Here is a 24,796-nt window from a genome sequence, read left to right as displayed (position 1 = left end):
GACATGCCCGCTCCGAAAGGCCCTTCAAAAAGCGCTGTCAGCGGCGTCGATGCACCAGCCGCCCCGCGCACACCGTCGCGACGCACTCCCCCGCCGCGTCGAAGACGGCGAGGTCGGCGCGGCCGGTCGGGACGATCGCGGTGCGGCGCGCGCTCGGCAGGACGACGACGTCGTTGCGGTCGGCGGCGGCCCGGAGTTCCGCCGAGTCGACGTACTCCTCCAGGACCGCGACCGCGCCGAGCTTCAGCACCTCGTGGACGCGTTCGCGCGGGCTCGGGGCGTCCGGGAGCGGGCCCTCGTGGACCCGGGCGGGACCGAGGGTCCCGGGCCACCTGCGGACCCGGGCCCGGGGGAACGCCTCGCGTACGTCGTCGAGTTTGCCGACGGCACCGATCCGGTCCCGTCCGACGGCCACGGCACCGCCCTTGACGGGGTCGGAGTCCCAGGTGACGCGGACGGCGTCGGCCGTGTGAATGGTTTCCAACTACCTCTCCGTACCGGCTCAGTTGGGGGCGAGCAGCTTCAGCTCGGGGTGAGCCGTGCCGCCCTCGATGGCCGTGGACGAGATGTGCGAGACCACACGGTCGTCGGCGGGGTCGTTCGCCGGGTCGTCGTGCACGACGAGGTGCTCGTACGTGGTCGACCGCTGCGCGGGCACCCGCCCGGCCTTCCGGATCAGGTCGATGATCTCCATCCGGTTGGAGCGGTGCTTGGCGCCCGCGGAGGAGACGACGTTCTCCTCCAGCATGATCGAGCCGAGGTCGTCGGCGCCGTAGTGCAGGGAGAGCTGCCCGACCTCCTTGCCCGTGGTCAGCCACGAGCCCTGGATGTGGGCGATGTTGTCCATGAACAGCCGGGCGATCGCGATCATCCGCAGGTACTCGAAGAGGGTCGCCTGCGTCCGGCCCTTCAGGTGGTTGTTCTCGGGCTGGTAGGTGTACGGGATGAAGGCGCGGAAGCCGCCCGTGCGGTCCTGGACGTCCCGGATCATCCGCAGGTGCTCGATGCGCTCGGCGTTGGTCTCGCCGGTGCCCATGAGCATGGTGGAGGTGGATTCGACACCCAGGTTGTGCGCGATCTCCATGATCTCCAGCCAGCGCTCGCCGGACTCCTTCAGCGGGGCGATGGCCTTGCGCGGCCGCTCGGGCAGCAGCTCGGCTCCGGCACCTGCGAAGGAGTCGAGCCCGGCGGCGTGGATGCGCTGGATCGCCTCCTCGACGCTGACCTTGGAGATCCGGGCCATGTGCTCGACCTCGGACGCCCCCAGGCTGTGGATGACCAGCTGCGGGAACTCCTTCTTGATCGCCGCGAAGTGCTTCTCGTAGTACTCGACGCCGTAGTCCGGGTGGTGTCCGCCCTGGAACATGATCTGCGTGCCGCCCAGCTCGACCGTCTCGGCACACCGGCGCAGGATGTCGTCCAGGTCACGCGTCCAGCCCTTGGCGGTGTCCTTGGGGGCGGCGTAGAACGCGCAGAAGCGGCACGCCGTGACGCAGACGTTCGTGTAGTTGATGTTGCGCTCGATGATGTACGTCGCGATGTGCTCGGTGCCCGCGTACCTGCGGCGGCGCACGGCGTCGGCGGCGGCGCCCAGCGCGTGCAGCGGGGCGTCCCGGTACAGCGCGAGTGCCTCGTCGGGGGTGATCCGCCCACCGGCGGCTGCACGGTCGAGGATGGGCTGAAGGTCGGCCTTCTCGGTCACCGGGCGTCCCTTTCGTAAGGGTTGTGGACGGACCAGCTCAGCGTACGCCAGCCGTTCGGGCCGCTGGACGTCAGGCCTTCGGGCTTTCGGGCGTTCGGGTCTTGAGGACGTCAGGCCGCGTAGGCTCCGGCCAGGAGCCCGAGGAGGGCGCCGGCGATCAGGAACGGCCCGAAGGGGATGGCCGTCTTGCGCCCGGCCCGCCGCGCGACGACGAGGGCGCCGCCGTACAGCGCGCCCAGCAGGAACCCGGCGAAGGTGCCGAGCATCACCGTCGGCCAGCCGTACCAGCCGAGTACCGCCCCCGCGCCCAGGGCGAGCTTGACGTCGCCGAAGCCCATCCCCGCGGGATTGATGAGGAACAGCACGAAGTAACCGCCGCCCAGCGCGAGCGAGCCGAGCAGGGCGGTGGTCCACTCCCCCGCGTGCTCGGGCACGAGCGCGGTGAGGCCGAGCAGGACCAGCGCGGCCGCGGCGAACGGGAGCGTGAGCGGGTCGGGCAGCCGCCGCACCCGGAAGTCGACGACCGTCAGCAGCACCCCGACGGGCGCGAGCAGCAGCCACACCCCGATCTCGGGCCGGGTGCCGGTGGCGGCGGCGAGGGCGGCGCAGACGAGGGCGGTGGCGATCATGAGGGGTGTCGTACGCGGCCCGTGTCCGGCCCCCGCGCACTCCGGGCACGAGGCGCGGCCCAGCCAGCCCTTGAGGGAGTGCCCGCCGGGGCACTGCTCCCGCCAGGGCTCCCCCGAGGGAACCGAGAACCGATAGGCCGCGCGCGGCAGGAACGCACCCGCCGCCGCGCCCCACAGCGCGGCGGCGATGACCAGGACCCCGGTGTTCATCCCACCGCGGCGATCGCGTCACGCCACGTCGGCAGCAGCTCGTCGAGCAGTGCCTCGGTACGCGGCGGCAGGCCACGGGCTCCGCTGCGGGCGATGAGATCCGTGGCGAGCGCGGTCAGCCGGGAGGTGTCGCCGGTGGCGTGGGTGGCGCGCAGCAGCTCGTGCCACAGGCGCTCGTCGGCCGGGGCGGTGCGCAGGGCCGCGTTGAGGGCCTCGATGGCCTTCTCGGCGCGGTTCTTCTCCATGTGGAACTCGCACAGCGCGAGCCCGGTGTCCGCGACCAGCAGCGGCAGCTGGGCGTCGACGATCTCGTGGGTGAGCCACCGGTAGCGGCCCTCGGGCCGGTCGGCGAGCAGCGGCCCGCGCACCAGCACGAGCGCGTCGGTGAGCAGCCGCCCGCGCACGGCCCGGCTGTCGACGCCCTTGCCCTGCGTGGCCTCGTGGTAGAGGGAGCGCAGCACGTCCAGGTCGGAGACCACGGACTTGGCGAGGGTGAGCCGCCCGGTCGCGTCCCTGCCGAGGCGTGGCGTGCCGTCGGGGTCGGCGCCGAGCCAGTCGCGCAGCCGGTCCAGGAGCGCGTTGCGTACGTCGTCGGTGACGCCGCGCGGCCACAGCGCGGAGGACAGCACGCGCGGGTGCACGCCCTCGCGGTGCAGGAGCAGCAGGGCGAGCGCTTCGTGGAGGAGGGCGCTGCGGTCCCCGTCCGGGTTGTCGAGGCCGATGATCTCGTACGGCCCGACGAGCCGGGCGTAGACGGCCGGCCGCCCCTGCTCGCTGATGTCGACGAGGAACGGCGGCCTGTTGGCCGGTCCGCCCTCGGGCCGGTTCTCGGGGTCGGCGTCGACGAACAGCTCGACGACGGCCCGCTGCTGGGCGGCGGGCAGCAGCTGGGCGTCGAGTTCGAGCCCGAGGAGGGGCGCGAGCAGCTTGCCCTGGCCGGTGATCTCCATCTCCCAGGCGGCGCCCGGCAGATCGCCGGTCTCGGTGCCGACGAGGTAGCCGATGCCGAGACGGCCGGCGTCGGCGGCGAGTTCGGCGAGCTTGACGGCGTCCTCGGCGGACGGCTGGGCGGCGAGCAGGACGAGGTGCGGTGCCCAACGGGTGTGCTGGGCGGGCCCGGTGCGCCCGGTGAGCACGGAGTCGTGCCCGGCGGCACCCAGCGCTCCGCGCCGCTGCCGCGTCTCGGCCTCCATGGTCTCGACGAGGGCCTCGACGTCCTCGAGGTGCCGGATCCGGTTGGGGGCGAGAGGCGTCAGGTCCTGCCCGAAGCCGACGAGCGTGATGGTCATGCGGTCGGACCACCCGTTGGTCGCCAACTCGGCGGCGACGGACGCGAAGACGGCGGCCCGGTCGGCCTCCCGGCCGGAGAGGGAGACGATGCCGGGCACGGCCTCCAGGTTGAGCAGCAGCCGCGAGTCGTCCATGGTGCCGAGGCTGACGAGCCCCGGGTAGGGCGCGGCCGTGTCGACGTCCTCGTAGCGCTCGGCGTCCGTCCCGGCCAGCATCCAGAACGTCTGGTCCTGCCCCTGCTGCCAGGGGGCGGGCGGCTTCCCGGCGGGCTGGGCGAGCTGGAGGTGCAGGTCGCCGTTGCTGAGCCAGGCGGCGTACACGACCGGCAGGGGCCGCGACTCCTCGGCGAGGGAAGCGGCGAGCCCCCGCAGGCTCCGGTCGAGCAGCCGCACGCCCTCCGGGTCGGCCCCGACGAGCAGCGCGTCCTGGACGTCCTGCGCGTCCCCGCTCGGCGTGGGCGGCTCCATACCGCGCCGCCCGCCGACGGCCCCGAACGCCGACTGCCACAACGCCTGCCGGCGCCGCCGCCCCAGGGCGCCGAGGAGACCTGCGGCGAGGAGGGGTGCGGTGAGGAGGGCCTCGGACAGACCGAAGGAGCTGCCGGACTCGGCGTCGACGGCCGTGGCACGCTGGTGACCGGAGTCGGAGGCGGGCCGCTGCTCGGGCAGGGACACCTGGGAGGCGGAGGGACCGCCACCGGTCTGCTCGTGCCCGCCGCCCTGGGCGCCACTGCCTCCGCCTTGGGCGTGGTCCCCTGTCTGGGCGTAGTCGGCGATCTGCTGCTGCACATCCGGCGACACGTGGGGAGCCTCGTCGGGCATCTCCACGAGCTCGCCGCCGCGCGCGTCGCCCGGCATCTCCATGATCCATCCGGGCCGGATGAGACTGGCCTCGGAGAGCTTGGACCCGTCCGGCTGGACGCGGTCCTTGTTGAGCTCGAAGACCTCCTTGTAGCGACGCCCGTCACCGAGGTGCCGTTCCGCTATCTCCCACAGGGAGTCGTGGTGACGTCCCTCGGGCGGCTGGATCCGGTAGTACTTCGTGTCGCCCTGCTGGGCGGTGCTGCCACCGGCGTCCGCGTGCGAGGCGGCGTGCGAGGCCTGTTCGGCGAGGGCGGCGGCGGTGTCGGCGGCCTGCTCCTGCTGCTGGGCGAAGAAACCCGGGGTCTGCTGGGCCGCGGCGACGGTCGGCTTCTGGTTGGCGTCGTAGCCGCTCTGCCCGAGCTGCGACAGTCCGGGCGCGAAGCTGGCCGCGGTGGCGCCGACGAGCAGCAGCGCGGCGACGAGCTGCCGAGCGAGCAACTGACTGGGCCCGGCGCCCGGAACCCGCCCCGGCACACCGACACCGGAGAGCGCGGCCTTCATCTCCACGAGCACGCAGGCGGTGAACTGGGCCCACGCGAGCCACACCACGACGGTGAGGATGTTCAGGAACGTGTGAACGGTGATCTCTTGCTGAAGCCAGTCGAGGCTCGGCACCCCGTTCGGCAACGGCCACCCGATCTGCGTGGCCAGCGCGCCGGGCACACCGACGAGGAGAACGGCCAGGGCGACGAACGCGAAGAACGCCTTGACGAAGTCCCCGACCGACCGCCTCCGTATCCTCACCGGCTGCGGCGTCCGATTCCTCGGAGCCGTCGTCGGGGCCGTCGTTCCCGTCGTACTTCCCGTCGAGCTTGACGAGCTTGAGGTGCGGCGTCGCGGCATGGCGGGTGTCCTGGGGTCGTGTGTGGAGTGCGGTGAGGCGGACGGTGAGGCGAACTGTGGTCCGAGAGGTGTGCTGAGCCTACAGAGATCTTATGGACTCTCATTGAGGTCGTCGAAGGGCGTGGGGAACGAAGGTCGTTGACGTCCGTTTTGCCCAGCCAGTCGCATGCACCCGGCCGTGCGGACGAGCCACCGGAATGACGTCCTTCGCAGCTGCCACGCGGACTCCTCACGTTCCGTACACAATTCACCTTGGCCGGCCAGGGGGCATGATCGACCGCTGATAGCTTCATTCCCTGCTGCACACGCCAAACCTCGGGGGAGAGACCGTGGCCCGCCGCGCTCTGACCACCACAGCTGCCGTGTTCGCCGCGACGGCGGCACTGTTGCTCACCGCGTGCGGCGGAGGTGGCGAAGAGAAGTCGCCGGACGACGCCAAGGGGGCGGACGGAGGAACGAAGAGCCCGGCTGCCTCCTCGGCCCCCTCCGACTCCGATCCCGCCGATGCCGACCGTCCGGACCTCAGCGTGCCCCAGGAATTGAAGCTGGTCTTCGACTTCGACCAGCCGTCCGACGCGAAGCATGCGGCAGCGCTTGCCGACGCCGAGAACTACATCCGCGCGCTGAAGCACGGCATCGCCAAGCAGGATCCGAACGACCCGGCGTACCGGTTCCATTCGGGAGCGCAGGCCGAGCAGTACGCCAAGTCGCAGATCGAGGCGTGGGTGAAGGGCGGATGGACCGTCTACGGGACGGACACGTACTACGACGACGAAGTCACCACCATGAGTGACGGTAAGGGCGTCCTCGTCTCGTTCTGCCGGAACCAGGCGAAGTCCTACAGCAAGGACGTCAAGACCGGAAAAGTCCATTACACCGAGGAGAGCCTGGACAGCTACCTGCGGTACCGGCTGCTCATGGCACCCCCGTCCGGCGCCGCCGCGGTCTGGAAGGCCGCGAACATCGAGGTCATCGGCAAGGCGAAGGAATGCCGGCGGTGACGCGTTTCCCGACCGGTCGTACCCGACGCTGATCGCTACGGTCAGCCATGCCTGGCGGGCAGTCCGCGGACCAGCCGAGCCCCTCAAGCATTCGCGACTGCCACGCCCCGCTCCCCACATTCCCCACACATTCCGCCATTGCCTCTCAAGGGCTCATTACCCGCCCCTGATAGCTTCGTTCCCTGCCGCACACAACGGACGACGATCGATCACCGGGGGAGAACGCCAGTGGCCCGCCGCGCTCTGAAAACGACAGCCGCCACGCTCACCGCGACAGCGGCACTCCTGCTCACCGCATGCGGCGGGGGCGGCGACGACTCGTCGGACGACATCAAGGGAGCGGACAAGGGAGCGAGCAGCCCTTCCGCTTCGGCTTCCGGTTCGGCGGCGACGGACGTCGACCGGCCTGACGTGAGTCTCCCGAATGACCTCGACCTGGTCTTCGACTTCGAGAAGCCGTCGGACCAGGACAGCGCGGCAGCCCTCGAGGACGCCGCCAACTACATCCGGGCGCTCAACCACGGCATCACGAAGCAGGATCCGGGAGACCCCGCCTTCCAGTTCTATTCGTCGGGCCAGGCTGCCCAGTACGCGCACTCGCAGATCAAGGAGTACGTGGACGGCGGCTGGACACTCACGGGCGAGGACCGGTATTACAAGGCCGAAATCCGTCCGGGCGACGAGTCGGAGAAGGTCAACACGGTCAGCGTCACCTTCTGTGAGGATCAGTCCAAGGTCTACGGCAAGGAAGTCAAGTCCGAAAAGGTCCACCGCACGAAGGAAAGCCTGGCCAGTTTCCAGAAGTTCACCATCCTCATGGCATCCGTGAAGGGCAATCCGGTGTGGCGCGCCCAGCAGGTCACCGTCGAGGGGAAGGCGGAGGAATGCCGAGGCTGACCACATCCAGCCGAACGAAGCTGATCGTGGCCTTGGCCGCAGGCTCCCTCGTCTGCACCGCCGCCCCGGCTTACGCCAACAAGCCGGTCGCCGGCGAGGCGAAGCCCCCCGGCGCGCAAGGCGGATCCGACGGCAAGGGAAGCCTGTCGGCCTCCGTCTCCAACATCCAGGTCACGTATCCGAGCGGTGGGGGTGGTGACGGCAAGGAGGGCAACCTCGGCACGGTCGATCCCAACTGGAAGCCGCCGTCCTGCTGGTACGAGCCCGCCTTCACCCCGGAGCAGTTGAAGCACTTCGTGGACACGGACAGCGGCGGCGATGTCGGAATCCACGAATCCTGGTGGGGCAAGGGGCTCTGGACCGACCACTACCGGGACGGAAAGCCGGCGGAGAACTTCGACCTGCACGCGCCTCAGAACAGCACTGCCGAGGGCTACAAGAACTACAACCTCGGCAAGGACGGCTACTTCTGGCGCGGCGTCGCCCCCGACCCCAACGACTCTGACTCCTGGGACTGCGGCCGCATCATGTTCTGGGTCGACGCCGGCGAGGTCCCGGACGACCCGAACGCGCCCACCCCGAAGACGCTCGCCGAGTACGCCTACAACAAGGTCAAGGTCCCGGACACGAGGGTCGACCTGAAGCCGGAGGCCAAGTCCACGGTCAACCTGCCCACGTGGGTGTGGCTGGACAAGGGCACCTTCAAGGAGGTCAAGGTCCGCGCCGAACTCCCCAACACGGGCCTGTGGGCCGAGACCACCGCCAAGCCGATCGCCCTCCACCTGGAGCCCGGCACCGAGGACGCCGAGGTCTTCCCCGCTTCCGGCGACTGCGAGATCAACGACGACGGCTCCATCGGCACCCCCTACACCAAGGGCGACGCCGAGAAGACCCCGCCCTGCGGCATCCGTTACCTCCGCGCCACCAACGGCACCCCCTACCAGCTCTCGGCCAGCGTCACGTGGCAGATCACCTGGGAGGGCTCCGACGGCACGGGCGGCGACCTCCCCGACGGCACGTTCGAGACGACCCAGGACATGAACGTCCAGGAAATCCAGTCGATCAACCGCTGATGTGGCCCAGGCGCAAGCCGAGCAAAGGATCAGTACCTCGCTCAGGCCGTCAGGTAGCCGTGACCAAGGCTTCGAGCGCCCGGTCATAAGCCCGGAACCCGGCCTTTCCGTGCTCGGGCGTGTCCGCCTCGGGCCGGAGCAGGCCGGGGAGGCGGGCAACTCGCCACATCCTGAAGACCAGCGCCGGTGCACTCCGTCCCGTGGCGTCCGCGATGCCGGACGCGATCGCCAGCGCTTCGGCGATGTGGGATGCCCCGGCGTGGACTTCCCCTCCCGCCGCGATGGCAGCCATGATCAGGGCCTGAAGGAAGTGCGTCAGCTGCAAGTCGGCTGCCATGTGGCACATGCGCCGAACGATGTCCGGCCGTTCTAGGTCGTCGAGCCGGGACGGAATCCCCTCGACCGCACCTGACCACAGGAGCAAGGACGGTGCCGTCACCTCGTGCTCCCGCAGATGGCCCAGTTCATCGGCGACGGCCATCGCGGACGAAGAGAAGCCGCCGATGTCACGGACGAGCTCGAGCAGCCGGTCGACCTCGTCACGCCGACGGCTCACCAACTCGCCGACGGAGGCCGCACCGACACTCCACGTGCCGGTCATCGACACGGCCCCAACCTCCACGACCCCGCCGAGCGGTCCGAAGATCTCGCGTGCCAGCACGCCCTCCGGAACAGGGACAACCTGACCAGGCACTACCTCATGCCTCGCATCACCCACCCGCGCATTCCACCTGGTCCACGAGATCGTCCGCGAAGGTTCGATGACGTGGGACGCTTGTCGTCGCAGCCGCATCGACATGGTGAGCGCCGTTCACATCCGCCACGACACACTCCTTACCTTCCCCCCACAATCCACCACGGCCTCTCAAGGACCCATGAGCGGCCCCTGATAACTTCGTTCTCTGCCGCACACGCCGAACACCGGGGGAGACGAACCGTGGCACGCCGCGCTCTGACCACCACTGCCGCCATGCTGACCGCTACGGCGGCACTACTTCTGACTGCCTGCGGCGGCGGCGATTCGCCATCGGACGACATCAAGGGGGCGGACAGCGGGTCGAGCAGCCCGTCGGCCTCCGCTTCGGCGTCGCCTGCGGCGCCCGTGGTCAAGCGCCCCGTGATCAAGCTTCCCAGCAGCTTCCAGCTGACCTTCGAGAACTGGACGAGCAGCGACCCCGTCGAGCAGGCCGTGCTCAACGACGGCAAGGAACAGCTCCGGGCAGGCTACGCGGCGATCATCGAGAACGACCCGGACAGCAAGGCCCGCGCCTTCTACGACACCGAGGCCGGCTTCTCTCAGAGCCAGCAGTGGATCAAGAGTTACACGGACAAGAACCTCACGGTCTTCGGCAAGCTACCCGTGTACGACCCCAAGGTCTCCCTCGCCAAGAACAAGGCAGCGGCAGCACTCTCCTATTGCACTGATGAGAGCAAGGGGTACACGAGAAACCGCAAGACCGGCGAGGTCAAAGGCAACCCGGCGGGCACGGACCCGGAGGTCTTCTACCTGATCTCCATGGCCAAGAACGCACAGGGGGTGTGGCAGGCCGTGTCCGCCCGTTCGGAGAGGGGCGGCTGCTCGTGAGCTCTCCAAACGCGTCCCGCCCTTCGACCGTCGTCACTCTCGCCATCGCCCTCCTCGCACCAACTCCGGCCATCGCCCTCGGGGGCGAAGACCTATACGGCCAGGCCGAGAAGAACGTAATCTCCGCTTCGGCCTCGCAGTCCCGGATCAAGGTCACGCAGACGAGCGGCCCCACCGGCGGCAAGCAGGGCACACTCTCAGCCACAGACGTGAACTGGGAGCCGCCGCCTTGCTGGTACGAGCCGGTCTTCACGCCCGAGCAGTTGAAGAACTTCTCGGAGAACGACGGTAACGGCGACGTCGCCCTCCGCCAGAGCTGGATCGGCTCGAAGCTCTGGACGGACCACTTCAAGGACGAGAAGGACGCCGCCAACTACTTCGGCACGCCCAGCACGGTGAAGGGCTACAAGAACTTCAACCTCGGCAAGGACGGCTACTTCTGGCGTGGATTCTCTCCCAACGTCAGGGAGGTCGACGACACCTCACTGTGCAGCCGGCTGATGTTCTGGCAGGACGCCGGCGAGATCCCCGACGACCCCAACGCCCCCACGCCGGAAACCCTCGCCGACTACGCCTACAACAAGGTCAAGGTGCCCGAAACCGAGGTGGAGTTGAAGCCGGCGGCCAAATCGACGGTGAACCTGCCGACCTGGGTGTGGCTGGACAAGGGCACCTTCAAGGAGGTCAAGGTCCGCGCCGAACTCCCCAACACGGGCCTGTGGGCGGAGACGACCGCCAAGCCGATCGCCCTCCACCTGGAACCGGGCACCGAGGACGCCGAGACCTTCCCCGCCTCCGGCGACTGCCAGATCAACGACGACGGCTCCATCGGCACCCCCTACACCAAGGGCAATGCCGACAAGACCCCACCCTGCGGCATCCGTTACCTCCGCGCCACCAACGGCACCCCCTACCAGCTCTCGGCCAGCGTCACCTGGCAGGGCAGCGACGGCACGGGCGGCGACCTCCCCGACGGCACCTTCGAGACCACCCAGGACATGAACGTCCAAGAGATCCAGTCGATCAACCGCTGAGGTGCGGCCGTACAGGGCCGCAGTGCGCGCGGTGCTGCCCGCGTTTCAGCGCAGGCTCGACTCCGTGAACGAGAGCACCTCTTCGAGGCTCATCTCGCGTCGTCCCGATGCTCCCGAGAGCACCCAGTTTCCCAGCTTCGCGAGCGTGCGCACCCGCTGCGGGTCACCAGGGGTCGGGCCCTTGTCCAAGTCCAGGACATGCCAGTCCGCAGGCCTGTGCCCCGCCATACTCCAACCCCCGTCACGTGCACACCAACATCAACAACCGTATGCACACGTGAACTTACAAGGCACAACCATTCGACGGAAAGATCGACTCGGGGTACGGTTCAGGTGAGATCAGGGCGTTGGACGTTGGGGGCTGCCATATGGGCAACGGCAAGAGCGACCTCGCACTCCCGCTGAGCGAGCTGGAAGGCTATGGGCGCCGGCTGCGTTCCATCAAGACCCGTCTGGATCACACGAAGAAGCCCCTCGAGTCCTACAGAGACGACATCGGCGACGGCAGTGTCAATGACGCGCTCGGGGATTTCGAGTCCAACTGGGAAGACGGGCGTGAGGACATCACGCATCAGCTCGATGCGCTGGCGAGTATGTCCGATGCCGTTGTCCGTGAATTCAAGAAGCTTGATGACGAGCTCGCCAAGCAGGTCAACGATGCCATGAAGACGGAGGACAAGCGGGGCGGGAAGAGTGGTAAAGGCGGTGGCGGCGGGAAGTAAGCCGCGCTCCTGACGCGAAGAGGCCCCGGATCCGGAGATCCGGGGCCTTTTCGCATGCCTGAGGTCAGGAAGCGACCGTGGCGTTGAGGTGCAGGTCCGCCGCGAGGCCCTGGGGCGAGGCGGCGAGGCCAACGCCGCCGCCGACACCGGCGTTGACGCCGACGGCCGACGTCTCGACGTAGAGACCGGCTGCGGCGCCGGCACCCGCGGCGCCGCCCGCCTGGCCGCCGGCGATGGTGTCCAGCTCGGCGTCGGACATGTGGGCGGTCTCGATCTGCGGGGTGAAGGCCATGGAAGGCGGTTCCCTTCGTTTCAATAATTCGAAGTGCTCGAGCGCGACCGATCAAAGCACGTCGGGAGGAGGGTCGGCCAGTCAGTGCTTATCGAGGTGCGATGGACTTCGGCGACCGAATTCACGTGTGTGGCCATTCGGTCACCGAAAGGCCCGTCGCCTTCACACGTTCCGCCACTGCGCGGTACCGGTGTGCAATGCACGGCGGGGTAAGTGAGTTGCGTTCAGTTCCTGCCCTGGTTTGTCACGACCTCACGGTGAACGGTGTGCAGATCCGTCGAATATTCGGGATCACCGGTTCACCGACTGGATCTCCCGCACCGACACGTCCTGGGGCGTGTCGAATGTGCCGTCGGGTGGGTAGGGGCCGTCGGAGCCGGGCGAGCGCAGGTAGCTGACGCCGCAGGGCGGGGTCTGGTCAGCCTTGCCCTTCGCGTACAGTGCGCCGATGCTGCCGTCCCTCGTTGATCGCGCATTCGCCGGAAGCGGGGTACGCCTGGGCGTCGGCCGTCCCCGGCTCGATGTGCAGGGAGACGGGTTCGGCGGTGGTGGTCGCGGACAGGCCCGTGCGGCCTGCGCCATCGTCGGCGCGAGAGCCAACGGTCCCCGCACCCGAATCAAAGCATCAGCCGACCTGGTTCTCCGCCACCGCCTGCCCGTGGACGACCACGTCGCCGCCGTAGAACATCCCCGTGAAGACCGGGGAGTAGGTGAGCTGCACCTCGACCTGCACCTGCTGGGCGTCCGCCGCCACGCAGTGGGACGCCGCGATGTCCGCGCCCGTCATGTCCATCTCGCGGGCGAAGGCCTTCACGCGGGCGTTGCAATTCTCGAAGTTGATCGGGGCGAGGCCGCCCTCGTTCTCGTAGAGGGCGTCGCGGTCGATGTCCTGGGCGGCGAACCGGGCCGCCTGTTCCGCGATGTCGGCCGCCCGTTCCCGCTTGGAGATGGACAGGCCGCCGTCGATCACGAACGCGGAGAGGGAGAGGAAGACCAGCGCGAAGATGATGACCGCGCCGGCGCCGGAGCCACGGTCGTCCAGCCGCTCGTGGCGGGACGACAGCCAGGAACGGAGGGCGGTGGTTTCGAAGGGCATGGTCAAGTCCCTCAGCCCGCCTTCCTCTTGTACGGGTCCAGCGGTGCCGTGAAGGAGCCGGACATCCGGGTCTTGATGTCCAGGCCGACCATCGCGAGGCCGCGGACCTGGCAGCTCACCTCGACGGTGAACAGGTCGGCGTCGGCGAAGCCCGCGCTGGTCTTGGTGACGGTAACCGGGCCCGTGCAGACGTCCGTGAGGTTGCTCTGGGCCGCCTTGCGCGCTTCCGCCATGGCGTTGCCGACATCCCACTGGAGCGATCCGGCCCGGGCGGCGTCCCGCGCGGCGCCGTCGATCGCTCCGCGTCCCTCGACCATCTGGCCGAAGGCCACCAGGACGAGGATGAAGAGGATCATCACCGGCGCGAGGATCACAACCTCGATCGTGGACAGGCCTCGGTCGTCCCCGGCCGCGGGCAGGCACTCCTCGGCGGGCGACCGGGCGCCGCGCCGGGCCTCGACCGCGGACCGGCGGTCCCGCAGGGAAGAGACGTTCACCTAGTTCCCCTCATCCCGCACGAACCGCTCCACCGGTCCCACCGACTGAGCGTGCACGGTCATATCGAGCCCGGGGAACACCGTCGGGACCCGTGCCGTGATCTCCACACCCACCGTGTTCTGCTCCGGCTGGAGCAGCTCCACGTCGGGTGACAGCACCAGCTTGGGGCCCAGCTGACTGATGTAGCTGTCCACCACGTCCCGCGCCTCGCCCCGCCAGGCGCCCGGCTGTTCGTCGGCCGTGGCGCGGGCCTTGCGGGCCCCTGCCTGGGCCGCCGCCTGGGCCACGTGGTCGGCGAAGAAGTACAGCGCGAACTGCACCGTGGCGAAGATCATGAAGAAGAGGACCGGGGTCAGCAGCACGAACTCGATCGCGGTCATGCCGGAGTCGCCGCGGGTGGCCGCCGACTTCCGTACGGCCTCCGCCCTGCGGCGCACCCATCTGCCCACGTTCACGCGCAACCCCGTCAACCCCGTTGTCCGTACGACGCTCAGCAGGTGCCGCTCTGGTTGGCGCCGTTGATGCAGTTCTCGACCTTCTCGGCGCCACCCTCCAGCGCGCGGTTGATGATCGCGGCGACGACGCCGACGATCGCCACCACGACGGCGGAGATGATGACCCACTCGACCGCGGAGGCACCGCGGTCCAGTTCGCCGGACCGGGCACGCTCCACACGGCCCTGGAGGAAGACGACCAGGAAGTCCACCGCCGGGATGCCCGTGTGGAAGTTGCGTCCGTTCATGGGGTTGTCCTCTCAACTCAGCTGATTCTGTGGGCAGTCGGATGGGCAAGCAGCTTTCACACCTGGAACACCCTCATCGCCGCTGGGTAGATCAGGAACACCAGGAACCCGGCGCACAGCAGCAGCTGGGCGACGAGCATCGACTGGGACTTCTCGCCCGCGCTGCCCTCGATCTCGGCGAGCTCGCGGTGCCGCATGGTCTCTGCCCGGGACGCGAGGGACTCGCGCACCTTGGCACCGTCGTCCGCGACCAGGGCCAGGGAGGCGGAGAGGTCCTTCAGCTCCTCGACGCCCAGCTCCTCGCCGAGCTGGCCGAGCGCCTGCCACTGGCTGACGCCGGTGATGCGGGCGTCGGAGAGGGCGTTGCGGATGCGCTGGTTGGCCCAGCCGTCGGAGATCTCGGCCGCCGCCATCAGCGCCTCGGGCAGACCGCGTCCGCCGGCCAGGCTCATCGACACCAGGTCGAGGTAGGCGCCGATCACCCGCCGCAGGTCGCGCCGCTTCTTGGCCGCGTCCCGCCGGATCTCCAGGTCGGGCAGGAAGAAGAAGACCGCCGCGAACAGCAGCGCCAGCCACACCGGGATGATCGGGCTGCTGCCGAAGCCCAGCTGCCAGACGATCGCGAAGAGGCAAGGGCCGAAGAACAGGCCCGCCACCCCCAGCAGCACCTTCGTCGCGAGGAACTTCTCCCAGCTGCGGTCCAGGACAGCCAGGTCCGCGCGCAGCGAGCGCTGTTCCCAGCCCTGCTGGAGGTAGAACTCGGCGACCCGGTGCCCGACTTCGGCCCGCAACGATCCGAACCGGCTGGTGTCCGCCTGCGTCCGCGCGGACTCGTAGGCCGAGCCGCGTGCCCGCATCGCGTCGATCCGCGCGACCTGTGAGATCGGGCTGCGCTTGGACGGCATCAGGGCACGTACGAGGACGTAGAGGCCCAGGCCGAAGACCGCGCCGACCGCTATCGGCATCGTCAGGTCGTTCACCGTCGTACCCCCTCTTCCGGCTGGAGCGACTGCTGCGCGGGCGTGCGGGGCCGGACGAACCGGATCGACGACTCGTCCCGGACGAGGAAGCGCTCGGGGGTCTCGATGGCCGACAGCTTGCGCAGCCACCAGAAGCCCAGTGCGAACAGGGCGCAGACCCCGGCGAGCACGACCTGGCCGAGCGGGGAACCGTACGGTTCGACGAACTCACGGTTGAAGATCGACAGGCCGAGGACGAAGGCCACCGAGACGGCGACCACGATCTGCACCGATCGCCGGGTGGACGCCCGCTGCGCCATCACCCGCTGCCGCATGTCCACTTCCTCGCGCGCCGACTTCGCCAGCGCGCCCAGCACCTGGCGCAGACCGGGTCCGCGCAGGCGGGCGTTGAGGATCAGGGCCGCGACGATGATGTCGGCGGAGGCGTCGTCGATCTCGTCGGCGAGGTGCTGGAGCGCCTCGGGCAGCGGGGTGCGGGCGCGCAGGCGGTCGACGAGGGCGTCGAGGTGCGGGCGCAGGACCGGGGCGGCGGCGCGGGCGGAGGCCGGGATGGCCTGCTCCAGGCCCACCGCGCCGGCGATGGTGTCGCGCAGGGACTCGGTCCAGGAGGCCAGGGCCTCCACGCGCCGCATGGCCGCCCGTTCCTCGCCGGCGCCGCCGAACAGGCGGTCCCAGAAGAAGACGAGGACGCCGGCCGCGATGCCGGCGACGGCCCAGCGGGTGAGGACGAGGACGACCAGGCCGACGATGGCGGCGAGCGAGCCGCGCTGGCCGGCGAAGCGGATCAGTTCGCTCGCCCGCTCCGCGGCCTTCTGCTTCTCGTGGTCGGGCTTGGCGGGCAGTCCGCGTACGGCGACGAGGAGGAGGGCGAGGCCGCCGCCGACGGCGACTCCGCTTCCTATCGAGTACAGGACGGTGGTGGAGAACAGGCCGCCCATGGAGCCGAGCGAGCCGAGTGCTGCGAGAGTCGTGGTCATCCCCGGCTCACCCCCAGGTCCCGGACGGCCGGTAGCCGTGTGCCATCAGTTCCTCCAGGCAGGCTAGGGGGGCATGCGGCACGACCCGGCCGTCGGGGGCCTCCGCGAACACTTCGCTGGACAGGACGCGTCCGTCGACGCCGTTGACCTCGCGGACGGAGGTGACCATACGCTGGAGGCGGCCGCCGTCGCCGAAGTTGTTGCGCCGCTGGATGAAGACGACGAAGTTCACCGCGCCCGCGATCAGCAGCTGGCTGGCCTCGATGGGCAGCCGCTCGGAGGCCTGCAACGCGTAGGTGGAAATGCGGTTGAAGACCTCGCTGGAGCTGTTGGCGTGGATCGTGGACAGCGAGCCGTCGTTGCCCTGCGACATCGCGTTGAGCATGGTGACGATCTCGTCGCCGAGGACCTCACCGACGATGACGCGGGAGGGGTTCATGCGGAGCGAGCGGCGCACCAGTTCCGCCATGGAGATGGCGCCCTGGCCCTCGGAGTTGGGCAGGCGCTCCTCGAAGGCCACGACGTTGGGGTGCAGGTCGGGGAAGGTGTCGAGCCCGAGCTCCAGGGCCCGCTCGACGGTGATGAGGCGCTCGTGCGGCGGGATCTCGTTGGCGAGGGCGCGCAGGAGCGTCGTCTTACCGGCGTTGGTGGCGCCGGCGATCATGATGTTCTTGCGGGCGCGGACCGCGCACGCCAGGAAGTGGGCGACCTCGGGGGTCAGCGTGCCGTTGCCGACGAGGTCCGAGATGAACACCTTGCCCATGCGCGCGCGGCGGATGGACAGTGCGGGACGCCGGGCGACGTCCATGACGGCCGACAGACGCGAACCGTCGGGGAGCCGCAGGTCGAGCTGGGGGTTGGCGGAGTCGAAGGGGCGGGAGGACAGACCCGAGTAGGCACCGAGGACCTGGATGAGCTCGATGAGTTCCTCGTCGCTCTCGGCGACGGGGTCGCCCTTCACCTCACGCCCGTCGGCGTAGCCGACGAACACCTGGTCGCACCCGTTGATGTCGATGTTCTCGACCTCGGGGTTGTCCAGCAGCGGCTGGAGCCGGCCGACGCCGAACAGCGCCGCGTGCACGGCGGCCGCGTACTGCTCCTCGGTCTCGGCGTCCAGCGGCGTACGGCCCGCGTTGATCTCGGCGCGGGCGTACTCCTCCAGGATCTGGGCTATGACCGCACGCGCGTACTGCCGTTCGTCCTCCGTGGACATCGGAGTGACGTTGTTGATCTGGTCCTGTCGGCGCTGCTCGGCGATACGGTCGCCGGCTTCCTGTCGGAACCGCTTGACCAACTGGTGGTCGACAGCGGTCATGTGCCGGCCCCCGCGTGGCCCTGCATCTGGCCCGGGTGGTGGTGCTGGACGTGGTGGGCCTGCTGGACCTGGTGGGCCTGGGCGGAGGCGGCCCAGGCGGCGCCGTACTGCTGGTAGAGGTCGGCGGCGACCTTGCGGGCCGAGCGGATCAGCAGCGACTTGTCGAGACGGCCGCGCTTACGGCCGGCCAGCTGGTCGGCACCGGCCGGGTCGTCGGCGATGGTGCCGACCACCCGGGCGCCGGTCTGGGCGTGCACGAGCATGTCGTTGACCTGCGAGGCGAGCTTGCCGGCGTTGCCCGTGTCGGCGATCAGGACGACGCCGATCACCGGGTTGGCGAGGCTCGCGGCACCGCGCGGGCCGCCGTGCAGCTTGCCGGCCAGCGCGGCGGCGCGGTCACGCACCCGTGCGATCGCCTCCGGCTCGGTGCGGGAGAGCAGCAGCACGAGCGAGGCGTGCGGGAACAGCTCGACGGCGGGGGTGTCCCCGCTGATGCGTCCGCAGTCGGCGATGACGTCGGCGGCGGCGTTCGGGGAGTCGGCGAGGGAGGCGAAGGCGTGCCCGAGGGTGGGCCACAGCCCCGCGAGCCCGGCGGCCTGCTCGGCGATACCGAGCCCGACGAGCACCTCCAGTCCCCCGCTCAACGGCTGTACGTGGTCCCAGAGCTGGTCCGGCACGAGGCCGCGGCGCGCGGTCGCGGCGATGGACAGCATGCCGGTGTTGGGGTTGAGCGGTCCGCCGTGCGCGGCGGCACTGCGGTAGACGAGGTCACCGCCCGCCGGGTCCGTCTCGGCGAGCAGGACGCGCCGCGGCCAGACCGCCGCGAGGGCGACGGCCGCGGTGGTGACGCCGGGGGAACCCTTGTCGGCGGCGAGAGCGATGAGCGCCATGGGGTGGGTGCCGCCTTCTAGTTGCCGGAGTTACCGGAGACGAGAACGAGAGCGACCTCGCCGTTGGAGGCGGCCTGGGCCAGGTCGGCGGCCTTGTCGCTGTCGACGGTCAGGGTGACCGCCAGGTTGGTGCTGCTGACGAGTTCGTCGCCGCTGTCCTTGCTGCTCGGTACATAGGTGACGCGGGCGCTGTCGACGATGACGGAGTTGCTGGTGGCCGACGAGGAGGAACCGCTGTTGCCGGAGCTGGAACCGGCCCCGGAGGTGACGCGGTAAGCGGCGACCGTGTCGCCCGGCTGGAGCCCGGTCGGGTACTGCCCCGCCTTGAGCGACAGTCCGACGGTGGACTCGCCGGCGGCGATGCCGCCCTTTCCGCCGAACATCTGGCCCATGACGACGGTGTCCTTGTAGATCGTCGTCCGCGCCTTGAGGGTCTTGAGGGTGCTCAGCTGGTCCCACTTGACGTAGTTGATGCTCTCGTCGGCTGCCACGAGCACGGAGGTCACGTCGCTGTTGGTGACGGACTCGCCCTGCTGGATCTCCCGCGTCACCTTGACGACCTCGACCCGGTCGCCGACCTGGAGCACGAGCATCGTCGCCCCCAGCGCCCCCACCAGGATGAGCAGCACCGCGAGCGCGGCCAGTGCCGGTTTGCGCTCGCGAGGTGGTGTGGGAAGCCGGTCACCGACCGACGGCTGAGCCGGAGCGGCGGAACGACCCGCGCCCGCCCCCGTACGCTCTTGGATCTTCACGCAACCGCTCCCCGTACACCCAAGAAGTTATCTACCAAATAGGACACTTCACACTTCTCGGTCCGCTGAAGCGGCGCCTGAGCCAGCCAATTGGCCAGCGCCGAAGTGAGTGTCAAGCCATGGCACCGTATCAGCCACACATAAGCCCCTCAAGGCGTGCCTGACCTCATGAACAGCACCAGAAACACTGTTATCCATCCGCAACTGAGTGCGCGGTCCACCCAGTTGGACGCCGGATCGAGGCGGCCAATTCGCTGCCGATGCGGTGTGCGGCAGCGAATCGGTGCGGCTACGACACCCTGCCCATCTCAAGGCCTTCATCACGCACCGCCCATGAGGCCTGCACGGTTCACTCACGCAGCAGGTGTGCGCCGCGAGCTCACCCTCCGACAGGGCCGCGGCGCAACGGCCTGGGCCAGTCGGTACGGGGCCCAACGACACGGACTCCCGTGAATGTCCGGCGTGGCCCGGCGGGAGCTACGCCGTCGGCAACTTGCCGCTCTTGGTTTTGACTTCATCCATGAACTCAACGTTCTTCGAGTTCATCCGGTAAACGTTGATCCGGACCTTGTGGCCCTCCGGGATCTGGAAAACGCAGTTCTTGTAGGAACTGGTCTGGCACTCGCCCTCTTTCTTCTGGGCCGTGACGTCGTAGATCTCGGTCCAGATGTAGTGGCCGTCCTTGCTCAGGTCGTCGACGGTCACGCGCTCGGCTTCCTTCGAGGAATCGCGCGGCTGGAAAATCACCATGGCGCGTTTCTTGCCGCCCGAGGAGAAGTAGTCGATCGTGTTGGGCTTGGCGGCCGCGGTGGCCGTTCCGATGCCGGCGAAGGTGAGGGCCAGGGCCGTCACGGCCGTAGCACCCAGGCGGACAAGGGACGTCTTCAGGTACACGCTGTGCTCTTTCCCCGCTTCTACTTCCTGGTGGGAGTCGGACCGGTATCTGCGGTCGAAACTCTCCCTGGTCGGCGATCTTTTTATCACGTCGACTGAGCCGCCTGCTGCGTCACAAAGGGGCCATGGCCTGAGCCTGAGTCATTCGGAGAACGTCGTCACACATTTGCCATCACGGCCGCACAACTTGCTCACGAACCCACCGACCAGCCATGCCATGATCTTCGCTCGAATCAGCGACCGAGGAGCCCCCATGAAGCGCGCCACCCTGGCCGCCGTCTCCGTCCTGGCCCTTGCCTCCGCACTGACCGCCTGCTCGGGCAGCGAGAAAACACCCGCCAGTTCGCCGTCGACGCCGAAGGCCAAGCAGGTCACTCCGGCGCAACGACTGGCGAAGGCCATGGTGAACAAGGCCGACCTGCCCGGCTACAACGTGTCCAAGCCAGAAGCCGAGTACGCCTTCGCCAAGTCCCGGGACGAGGTCACGGTCGACAAGCCCGGCTGCGCCCCGCTGGCCTACGCGATGAACCAACTCCCGCTCGGTGAACCGCAGACCGACCTCACGCGCAGCGCCGGGACGGGCTACGGCAAAGAGACGACGTACATCACTCTCGCCTCGTACGAGTCGACGGCAGGGGCCGAGTCGGCGCTGGCCGGGTTGGCGAAGGCCGTGCCGAAGTGCGGCGACGGGTTCACTGCGAAGGCCGGCAAGAACACCACGGCCTGGGACTCCGTCACCCCAGAGAAGGGCACAGCGACTGGCGCCGTCGCCTTCCGCTCGACGATGACGTTCCAGGGTGTCACCCACACTCTGCACACCGAAGCCGTCCGCAACGGCGACGCGCTCGCCGTCTACTTCTCGGCGAACGGCTTCGCCATCGCCGACAGCACCCGGCCCAGCGACGCCAAGATGCCCGCGAGCGTAGTGAAGGCGCAGAACGCCAAGCTGGCGAAGTGAGTCCCTTGGCCGGCATCAACTCCCGGTGACGTTCGTCCACCCAGCGACGAACCTGAAGCTGTAAAGGAGGGTGCTGTCGGAGGTGAGCCCGGAATGCCGTTCCCCTAACTGCCCGGCTGATCACCCGGCGGCCGGTCCTCCCGCAGCGCCGCGAACAGGGCCCGGGCCCGCCGGTCGTCCCACTTCACCGCGCTGCCCTTGGACGTACGCAGGTCCGGGTCGGCCACGGGCACGTTGAGCTGACTGCCCCCGCCCGACGCGGCCTTCCGCATGGCCTCGAACAGCGACATGAGGTCGGGCAGCTCCGTGCTCTCGTCCACGATGAGCGTGTCGAGGCCGGCGCGCAGGGTCGGGAAGGACTTGGACGGGTCGGCGAGGGTGGACGGGGTGGCCGCCTTGCGGGCGAGGGCGGCGAGGAACTTCTGCTGGTTGCGGGTACGGCCCAGGTCCCCCTCGGCCTCCTGCTTGCGCTGCCGTACGAAGGCCAGCGCCTCGGCGCCGTCGAGGGTCTGGCAGCCGGCGGGCAGGTCGGCGCCGGAATCCTCGTCCCGTACGGGCTTGTCCAGGCACAGGTCCACGCCACCGACCGCGTCCACCACGCCCACGAAGCCGGCGAAGCCGATCTCCGCGTAGTGGTCGATGTGCACGCCGGTGTTGCGTTCCACGGTCCGCACGAGCAGGTCGGGGCCGCCCAGCGAGAACGCCGCGTTCAGTTTGTCCGGCGCGGCCCGGTAGCTCCGGCCGGTGCCGGGATCCACGTAGGGCGGGAGGGTCACCCAGGAGTCGCGCGGCAGGCTGAGCATCGTCGTGCCGTTCGCCCCGGTGTGCAGCAGGATCACCGAGTCGGTACGGCGTCCCTCGGCCGAGCCGGTGTTCAGCTCCTTCCGGTCCCGCTGCGACAGTCCCTCGCGGCTGTCGGAGCCCACGACCAGGTAGTTGGTGCCCTCGCCGCGCGGCACCCGGCCGGAGAGCGTGCCGAGGTCGACCTGCTGGTTGAGCCGGGTGTCGGCCCAGACGTACGTACCGGCACCGGCGAGCAGCAGGACGGACGACAGCACGGCCGCGCCGCGCAGGAACCGGCGGCCCCCTCCGGCGCGGCGCCGCGGGTCCCTGCTGCCGCCCCGTCTCCCCCGCTCGTGGACGCTGCCGTCGTAGCGGCCGGGCGCGGCCGGCGAGGGCATGCCGGGCAGCGGGGCCGTGCGGGTCGACGGCGGGGGTGCCAGGAGGGACGGGGGCGGGACGCTTCTCGGGTCCTGCCCCGCCTGGTGGTCTCCCGGAGGGTCGGTCCAGTGGTTCATCGGCCCTTCCCGCTGGTTCAGTGGAGGTCAACGCATGGGCACGCTCCTATACGGAACGGGCCCGCCGATCTGTTCAGCGGCCGTCCCCGAGCGCTTCATCCGCTGCCACCTCAGCCGGCTGCCGAGCAGCAGCGCGACGAGCGACTGGATGACGACGAGATACATCAACTGCCGGTAGACGACGATTTGGAAGGGCATCGACCACAGGGCCCGGACCGGCTCGCCGTCGAGTCTCAGCGCGTAGCCCGAGCAGACGATCTGCACGCCGAGGAACGCGAACCACACCGCGGCGGACTCCCACGGGTCGCGGAACAGCACCCCGTACAGGGCGTAGACGTCGATGACGGGCGCGAGCAGCGGCAGGGCGACCTGGAAGAGCGCGAGGTAGGTCAGCCCGCGCCGCCCGAACCGCCCGGCCGGCCCCACATCGAAGAGAGCTCCGCGGTGCTTCCACATCGCCTGCAACGTCCCGTAACACCACCGGTACCGCTGTCGCCACAACTGCCTGACGGTGGTGGGCACTTCGGTCCAGGCGACGGCGGACTCCTCGTACAGGACCCGCCAGCCGGCCCGCCACAGGGCCATCGTCAGGTCGGTGTCCTCGGCGAGGGTGTCCTCACTGACCCCGCCGACGCCGATCACCGCGTCCCGGCGGAAGGCCCCGATGGCGCCCGGCACGGTCGGCATGCACTCCAGCACCTCGAACATGCGCCGGTCGAGGTTGAACCCGAAGACGTACTCCAGGTGCTGCCAACGGGCCAGCAGACTGCGCCGGTTGCCGACCTTGGTGTTGCCGCTGACGGCCCCCACGGCGGGATGCGCGAGCGGCTGGACGATCCGTTCGATGGCATCGGGCTCGAAGACGGTGTCGGCGTCGACCATGACGACGATGTCGTACCGCGCGTGCGCGAGCCCGGTGTTGAGGGCGGCGGCCTTGCCGGAGTTGGGCTGGCGGACGACCTCCACCCTCGCGTCCCCCATGTTCTCGGCGATGTCGGCGGTCCGGTCGCTCGACCCGTCGTCGATCACGACGACCTGGAGCTCCCGATGCGTGGAGTCGAGCAGCGACCGCAGGGTCGACCCGATCCCGGCCTCCTCGTTGTACGCCGGGACGAGCACGGTCACCGGCCCGGACACCTCCCGCATCCAGGGCGCCCCGGTCCGGAACCGCTCCAGCCGGCGCACATGGGCCCGGGCGAACAGGGCGAGCAGCAACAGCCGCAGCACGCCGAGGCCGCCGGCGACGCCGAGGACCCAGATCATGGCGGTGGAGAAGGCCTGCCCGACACGCGTGACCTGGATCAGCCCCTGCCCCAGCCACCGCTCGACGAGGGACGGGGACGTGTAGGGAACGAGCCCGAGCCCATCGGAGACGGTGGTGAACCGGTCGACGGCCCGGTTCTTCAGCAACCTGCGCGCCTCCAGATACGCGCTCTCCGTCTGGCTGAGCTGCCGCACGATCCCCTGCGCCGGCTTCCGCGCCCCCTTGTCGGCGGCGACGAGCACGTACCCGTACCCGGTGGCCCGCCGCGCCGCCTGCCACTCACGGCCGCACAGGGTGTCGGGGGTGGTGGTCCGCGGCATCCGCAGCAGATTGGTGCGCAGTCCGGTGGCGCCGGCCAGTGCGCTCTGCGTCAGTTCGAGCTCGGACCGGAAGCGGGGCGCGGACGATTCTCCCAACACGGCTCCGGTGTACGTGTTGGACCCGATCTCATGCCCCTCGGCACGGATGCGCCGGATCAGCTCCGGATACCGGGCCGCCCGGGCGCCGTGCACGAAGAAGGTCGCGCGTGCCTGATGGCGGCGCAGCAGATCCAGCAGCCGCGGGGTCCACACCGGGTCGGGCCCGCCGTCGAAGGTGAGCGCGACGGTCCGGGCGGGCATCGCACCGGACCGGACCCCGTCCCGGTTGATCCCGATCACGGGCCCGCCCTTCGCGACGGCCTCCGGCACGGGCGAGGCACAGGGCGTCCGCGTCTTCGCGGCGTCGACCTCGTGCTGGGTCCAGCCCTCGAAGACCAGGAAGGCGAAGACGAGGGGGAGGGTGAGGGCGAGTAACAGCCAGTGGGCGCGGGGGTCTCGGGACTGTTTGTGACGGGCTCGGGCTCGGGCTTTGGATTTGGCTTTGGCTTTGGCTTTGGCGGGGGTCAGGGTCCGTCACCGCCCCCGGGCTCTAACCAGACACCGACTCCCGCGGACCGTCTTCTCCAGGGCGTTCCATGGAGCCTTCCGTACGAGACGGGCGCTGCCTTGGC

The 24,796-nt window shown here is 69.5% G+C and carries 25 protein-coding genes and 1 pseudogene; 7 read left to right on the top strand and 19 right to left on the bottom strand.

What is annotated here, in order from left to right; all coding sequences use genetic code 11:
- Positions 1-37: 37 nt before the first annotated feature.
- From V8690_RS25505 to V8690_RS25490, 4 genes are all read right to left on the bottom strand, one after another.
- On the bottom strand, positions 38-484 hold the full coding sequence (locus V8690_RS25505; RefSeq protein ID WP_338782401.1) for a hypothetical protein: 447 nt from the start codon (positions 482-484) through the stop codon (positions 38-40).
- An 18-nt stretch (positions 485-502) separates the two neighbouring features.
- A complete protein-coding gene (gene mqnC, locus V8690_RS25500; protein ID WP_338782400.1) occupies positions 503-1,702 on the bottom strand; it encodes a cyclic dehypoxanthinyl futalosine synthase in 1,200 nt (399 codons plus the stop codon).
- A gap of 110 nt (positions 1,703-1,812) precedes the next feature.
- Positions 1,813-2,541, bottom strand: a complete 729-nt coding sequence (locus V8690_RS25495) for an A24 family peptidase (RefSeq protein WP_338782398.1) — start codon at positions 2,539-2,541, stop codon at positions 1,813-1,815.
- Positions 2,538-5,537, bottom strand: coding sequence for a BTAD domain-containing putative transcriptional regulator (locus V8690_RS25490; RefSeq protein WP_338782397.1), 3,000 nt, complete (start codon positions 5,535-5,537; stop codon positions 2,538-2,540). Before V8690_RS25490 ends, V8690_RS25495 begins: the two co-directional genes overlap by 4 nt.
- A gap of 329 nt (positions 5,538-5,866) precedes the next feature.
- On the opposite strand from V8690_RS25490, the gene V8690_RS25485 reads away from it, so the two are divergent.
- The 3 genes from V8690_RS25485 (at position 5,867) to V8690_RS25475 (ending at position 8,508) form a co-directional block, all read left to right on the top strand.
- Positions 5,867-6,538 carry a hypothetical protein gene (locus tag V8690_RS25485; protein WP_338782395.1) on the top strand — a complete coding sequence of 224 codons (672 nt, stop codon included), beginning with the start codon at positions 5,867-5,869 and terminating at the stop codon, positions 6,536-6,538.
- 228 nt (positions 6,539-6,766) lie between these two features.
- Positions 6,767-7,435, top strand: a complete 669-nt coding sequence (locus tag V8690_RS25480) for a hypothetical protein (RefSeq protein ID WP_338782393.1) — start codon at positions 6,767-6,769, stop codon at positions 7,433-7,435.
- Positions 7,423-8,508: a hypothetical protein gene (locus V8690_RS25475; RefSeq protein ID WP_338782391.1), complete on the top strand. Its 1,086-nt coding sequence runs from the start codon at positions 7,423-7,425 to the stop codon at positions 8,506-8,508. Before V8690_RS25480 ends, V8690_RS25475 begins: the two co-directional genes overlap by 13 nt.
- Before the next feature lie 49 nt (positions 8,509-8,557).
- On the opposite strand, the gene V8690_RS25470 is transcribed toward V8690_RS25475, so the two are convergent.
- The gene (locus V8690_RS25470; protein ID WP_338782389.1) at positions 8,558-9,307 is read right to left on the bottom strand and encodes a hypothetical protein; all 750 of its coding nucleotides are present in this window, start codon (positions 9,305-9,307) and stop codon (positions 8,558-8,560) included.
- Between the two features lie 138 nt (positions 9,308-9,445).
- Between V8690_RS25470 and V8690_RS25465 the strand changes: the two genes are divergently transcribed.
- The 3 genes from V8690_RS25465 (at position 9,446) to V8690_RS25455 (ending at position 11,849) form a co-directional block, all read left to right on the top strand.
- Positions 9,446-10,093, top strand: a complete 648-nt coding sequence (locus V8690_RS25465) for a hypothetical protein (protein ID WP_338782387.1) — start codon at positions 9,446-9,448, stop codon at positions 10,091-10,093.
- A gap of 71 nt (positions 10,094-10,164) precedes the next feature.
- Positions 10,165-11,127, top strand: a complete 963-nt coding sequence (locus V8690_RS25460) for a hypothetical protein (protein WP_338785456.1) — start codon at positions 10,165-10,167, stop codon at positions 11,125-11,127.
- 368 nt (positions 11,128-11,495) lie between these two features.
- Entirely contained in the window at positions 11,496-11,849 is a 354-nt protein-coding gene (locus tag V8690_RS25455; protein WP_338782385.1) for a hypothetical protein, read from the top strand.
- Between the two features lie 64 nt (positions 11,850-11,913).
- Here the strand turns inward: V8690_RS25455 and V8690_RS25450 are convergent, their stop codons facing one another.
- From V8690_RS25450 to V8690_RS25395, 12 genes and pseudogenes are all read right to left on the bottom strand, one after another.
- Complete coding sequence (locus tag V8690_RS25450) at positions 11,914-12,141, bottom strand: hypothetical protein (protein ID WP_338782382.1); 228 nt, start codon at positions 12,139-12,141, stop codon at positions 11,914-11,916.
- A 291-nt stretch (positions 12,142-12,432) separates the two neighbouring features.
- Positions 12,433-12,706: pseudogene (locus tag V8690_RS25445) on the bottom strand (hypothetical protein); the annotation flags it as partial.
- 60 nt (positions 12,707-12,766) lie between these two features.
- Positions 12,767-13,237, bottom strand: a complete 471-nt coding sequence (locus V8690_RS25440) for a pilus assembly protein TadG-related protein (protein ID WP_338782380.1) — start codon at positions 13,235-13,237, stop codon at positions 12,767-12,769.
- 11 nt (positions 13,238-13,248) lie between these two features.
- Positions 13,249-13,656, bottom strand: coding sequence for a TadE/TadG family type IV pilus assembly protein (locus tag V8690_RS25435; RefSeq protein WP_338785455.1), 408 nt, complete (start codon positions 13,654-13,656; stop codon positions 13,249-13,251).
- Positions 13,657-13,734: 78 nt separating this feature from the next.
- Positions 13,735-14,115 (bottom strand): TadE family protein, encoded by a 381-nt coding sequence (locus tag V8690_RS25430; protein WP_338785454.1) that lies wholly within the window; start codon positions 14,113-14,115, stop codon positions 13,735-13,737.
- 110 nt (positions 14,116-14,225) lie between these two features.
- Positions 14,226-14,477, bottom strand: a complete 252-nt coding sequence (locus V8690_RS25425) for a hypothetical protein (RefSeq protein WP_086600464.1) — start codon at positions 14,475-14,477, stop codon at positions 14,226-14,228.
- Positions 14,478-14,533: 56 nt separating this feature from the next.
- A complete protein-coding gene (locus V8690_RS25420; RefSeq protein ID WP_338785453.1) occupies positions 14,534-15,442 on the bottom strand; it encodes a type II secretion system F family protein in 909 nt (302 codons plus the stop codon).
- A gap of 11 nt (positions 15,443-15,453) precedes the next feature.
- On the bottom strand, positions 15,454-16,395 hold the full coding sequence (locus tag V8690_RS25415) for a type II secretion system F family protein (protein ID WP_338785452.1): 942 nt from the start codon (positions 16,393-16,395) through the stop codon (positions 15,454-15,456).
- A 46-nt stretch (positions 16,396-16,441) separates the two neighbouring features.
- Positions 16,442-17,749, bottom strand: coding sequence for an ATPase, T2SS/T4P/T4SS family (locus V8690_RS25410; RefSeq protein WP_338782376.1), 1,308 nt, complete (start codon positions 17,747-17,749; stop codon positions 16,442-16,444).
- The gene (locus tag V8690_RS25405; protein ID WP_338782375.1) at positions 17,746-18,639 is read right to left on the bottom strand and encodes a hypothetical protein; all 894 of its coding nucleotides are present in this window, start codon (positions 18,637-18,639) and stop codon (positions 17,746-17,748) included. Before V8690_RS25405 ends, V8690_RS25410 begins: the two co-directional genes overlap by 4 nt.
- 17 nt (positions 18,640-18,656) lie before the next feature.
- Positions 18,657-19,391 carry a hypothetical protein gene (locus V8690_RS25400; protein ID WP_338782373.1) on the bottom strand — a complete coding sequence of 245 codons (735 nt, stop codon included), beginning with the start codon at positions 19,389-19,391 and terminating at the stop codon, positions 18,657-18,659.
- A gap of 477 nt (positions 19,392-19,868) precedes the next feature.
- Positions 19,869-20,285 carry a hypothetical protein gene (locus V8690_RS25395; RefSeq protein ID WP_338782371.1) on the bottom strand — a complete coding sequence of 139 codons (417 nt, stop codon included), beginning with the start codon at positions 20,283-20,285 and terminating at the stop codon, positions 19,869-19,871.
- 253 nt (positions 20,286-20,538) lie between these two features.
- Here V8690_RS25395 and V8690_RS25390 point away from each other — a divergent pair, with 253 nt between their 5' ends.
- Entirely contained in the window at positions 20,539-21,243 is a 705-nt protein-coding gene (locus V8690_RS25390) for a hypothetical protein (RefSeq protein WP_338782369.1), read from the top strand.
- Between the two features lie 104 nt (positions 21,244-21,347).
- Here V8690_RS25390 and V8690_RS25385 read toward each other — a convergent pair whose 3' ends face one another.
- Both V8690_RS25385 and V8690_RS25380 read right to left on the bottom strand, forming a co-directional pair.
- A complete protein-coding gene (locus tag V8690_RS25385; protein WP_338782367.1) occupies positions 21,348-22,541 on the bottom strand; it encodes an LCP family protein in 1,194 nt (397 codons plus the stop codon).
- Positions 22,542-22,568: 27 nt separating this feature from the next.
- Positions 22,569-24,494 carry a glycosyltransferase gene (locus V8690_RS25380; protein WP_338782365.1) on the bottom strand — a complete coding sequence of 642 codons (1,926 nt, stop codon included), beginning with the start codon at positions 24,492-24,494 and terminating at the stop codon, positions 22,569-22,571.
- Positions 24,495-24,796: the final 302 nt, after the last annotated feature.

The organism is Streptomyces sp. DG1A-41 (assembly GCF_037055355.1).
Lineage (GTDB): Bacteria > Actinomycetota > Actinomycetes > Streptomycetales > Streptomycetaceae > Streptomyces.
This window is presented reverse-complemented; position numbering and strand designations above follow the sequence as displayed.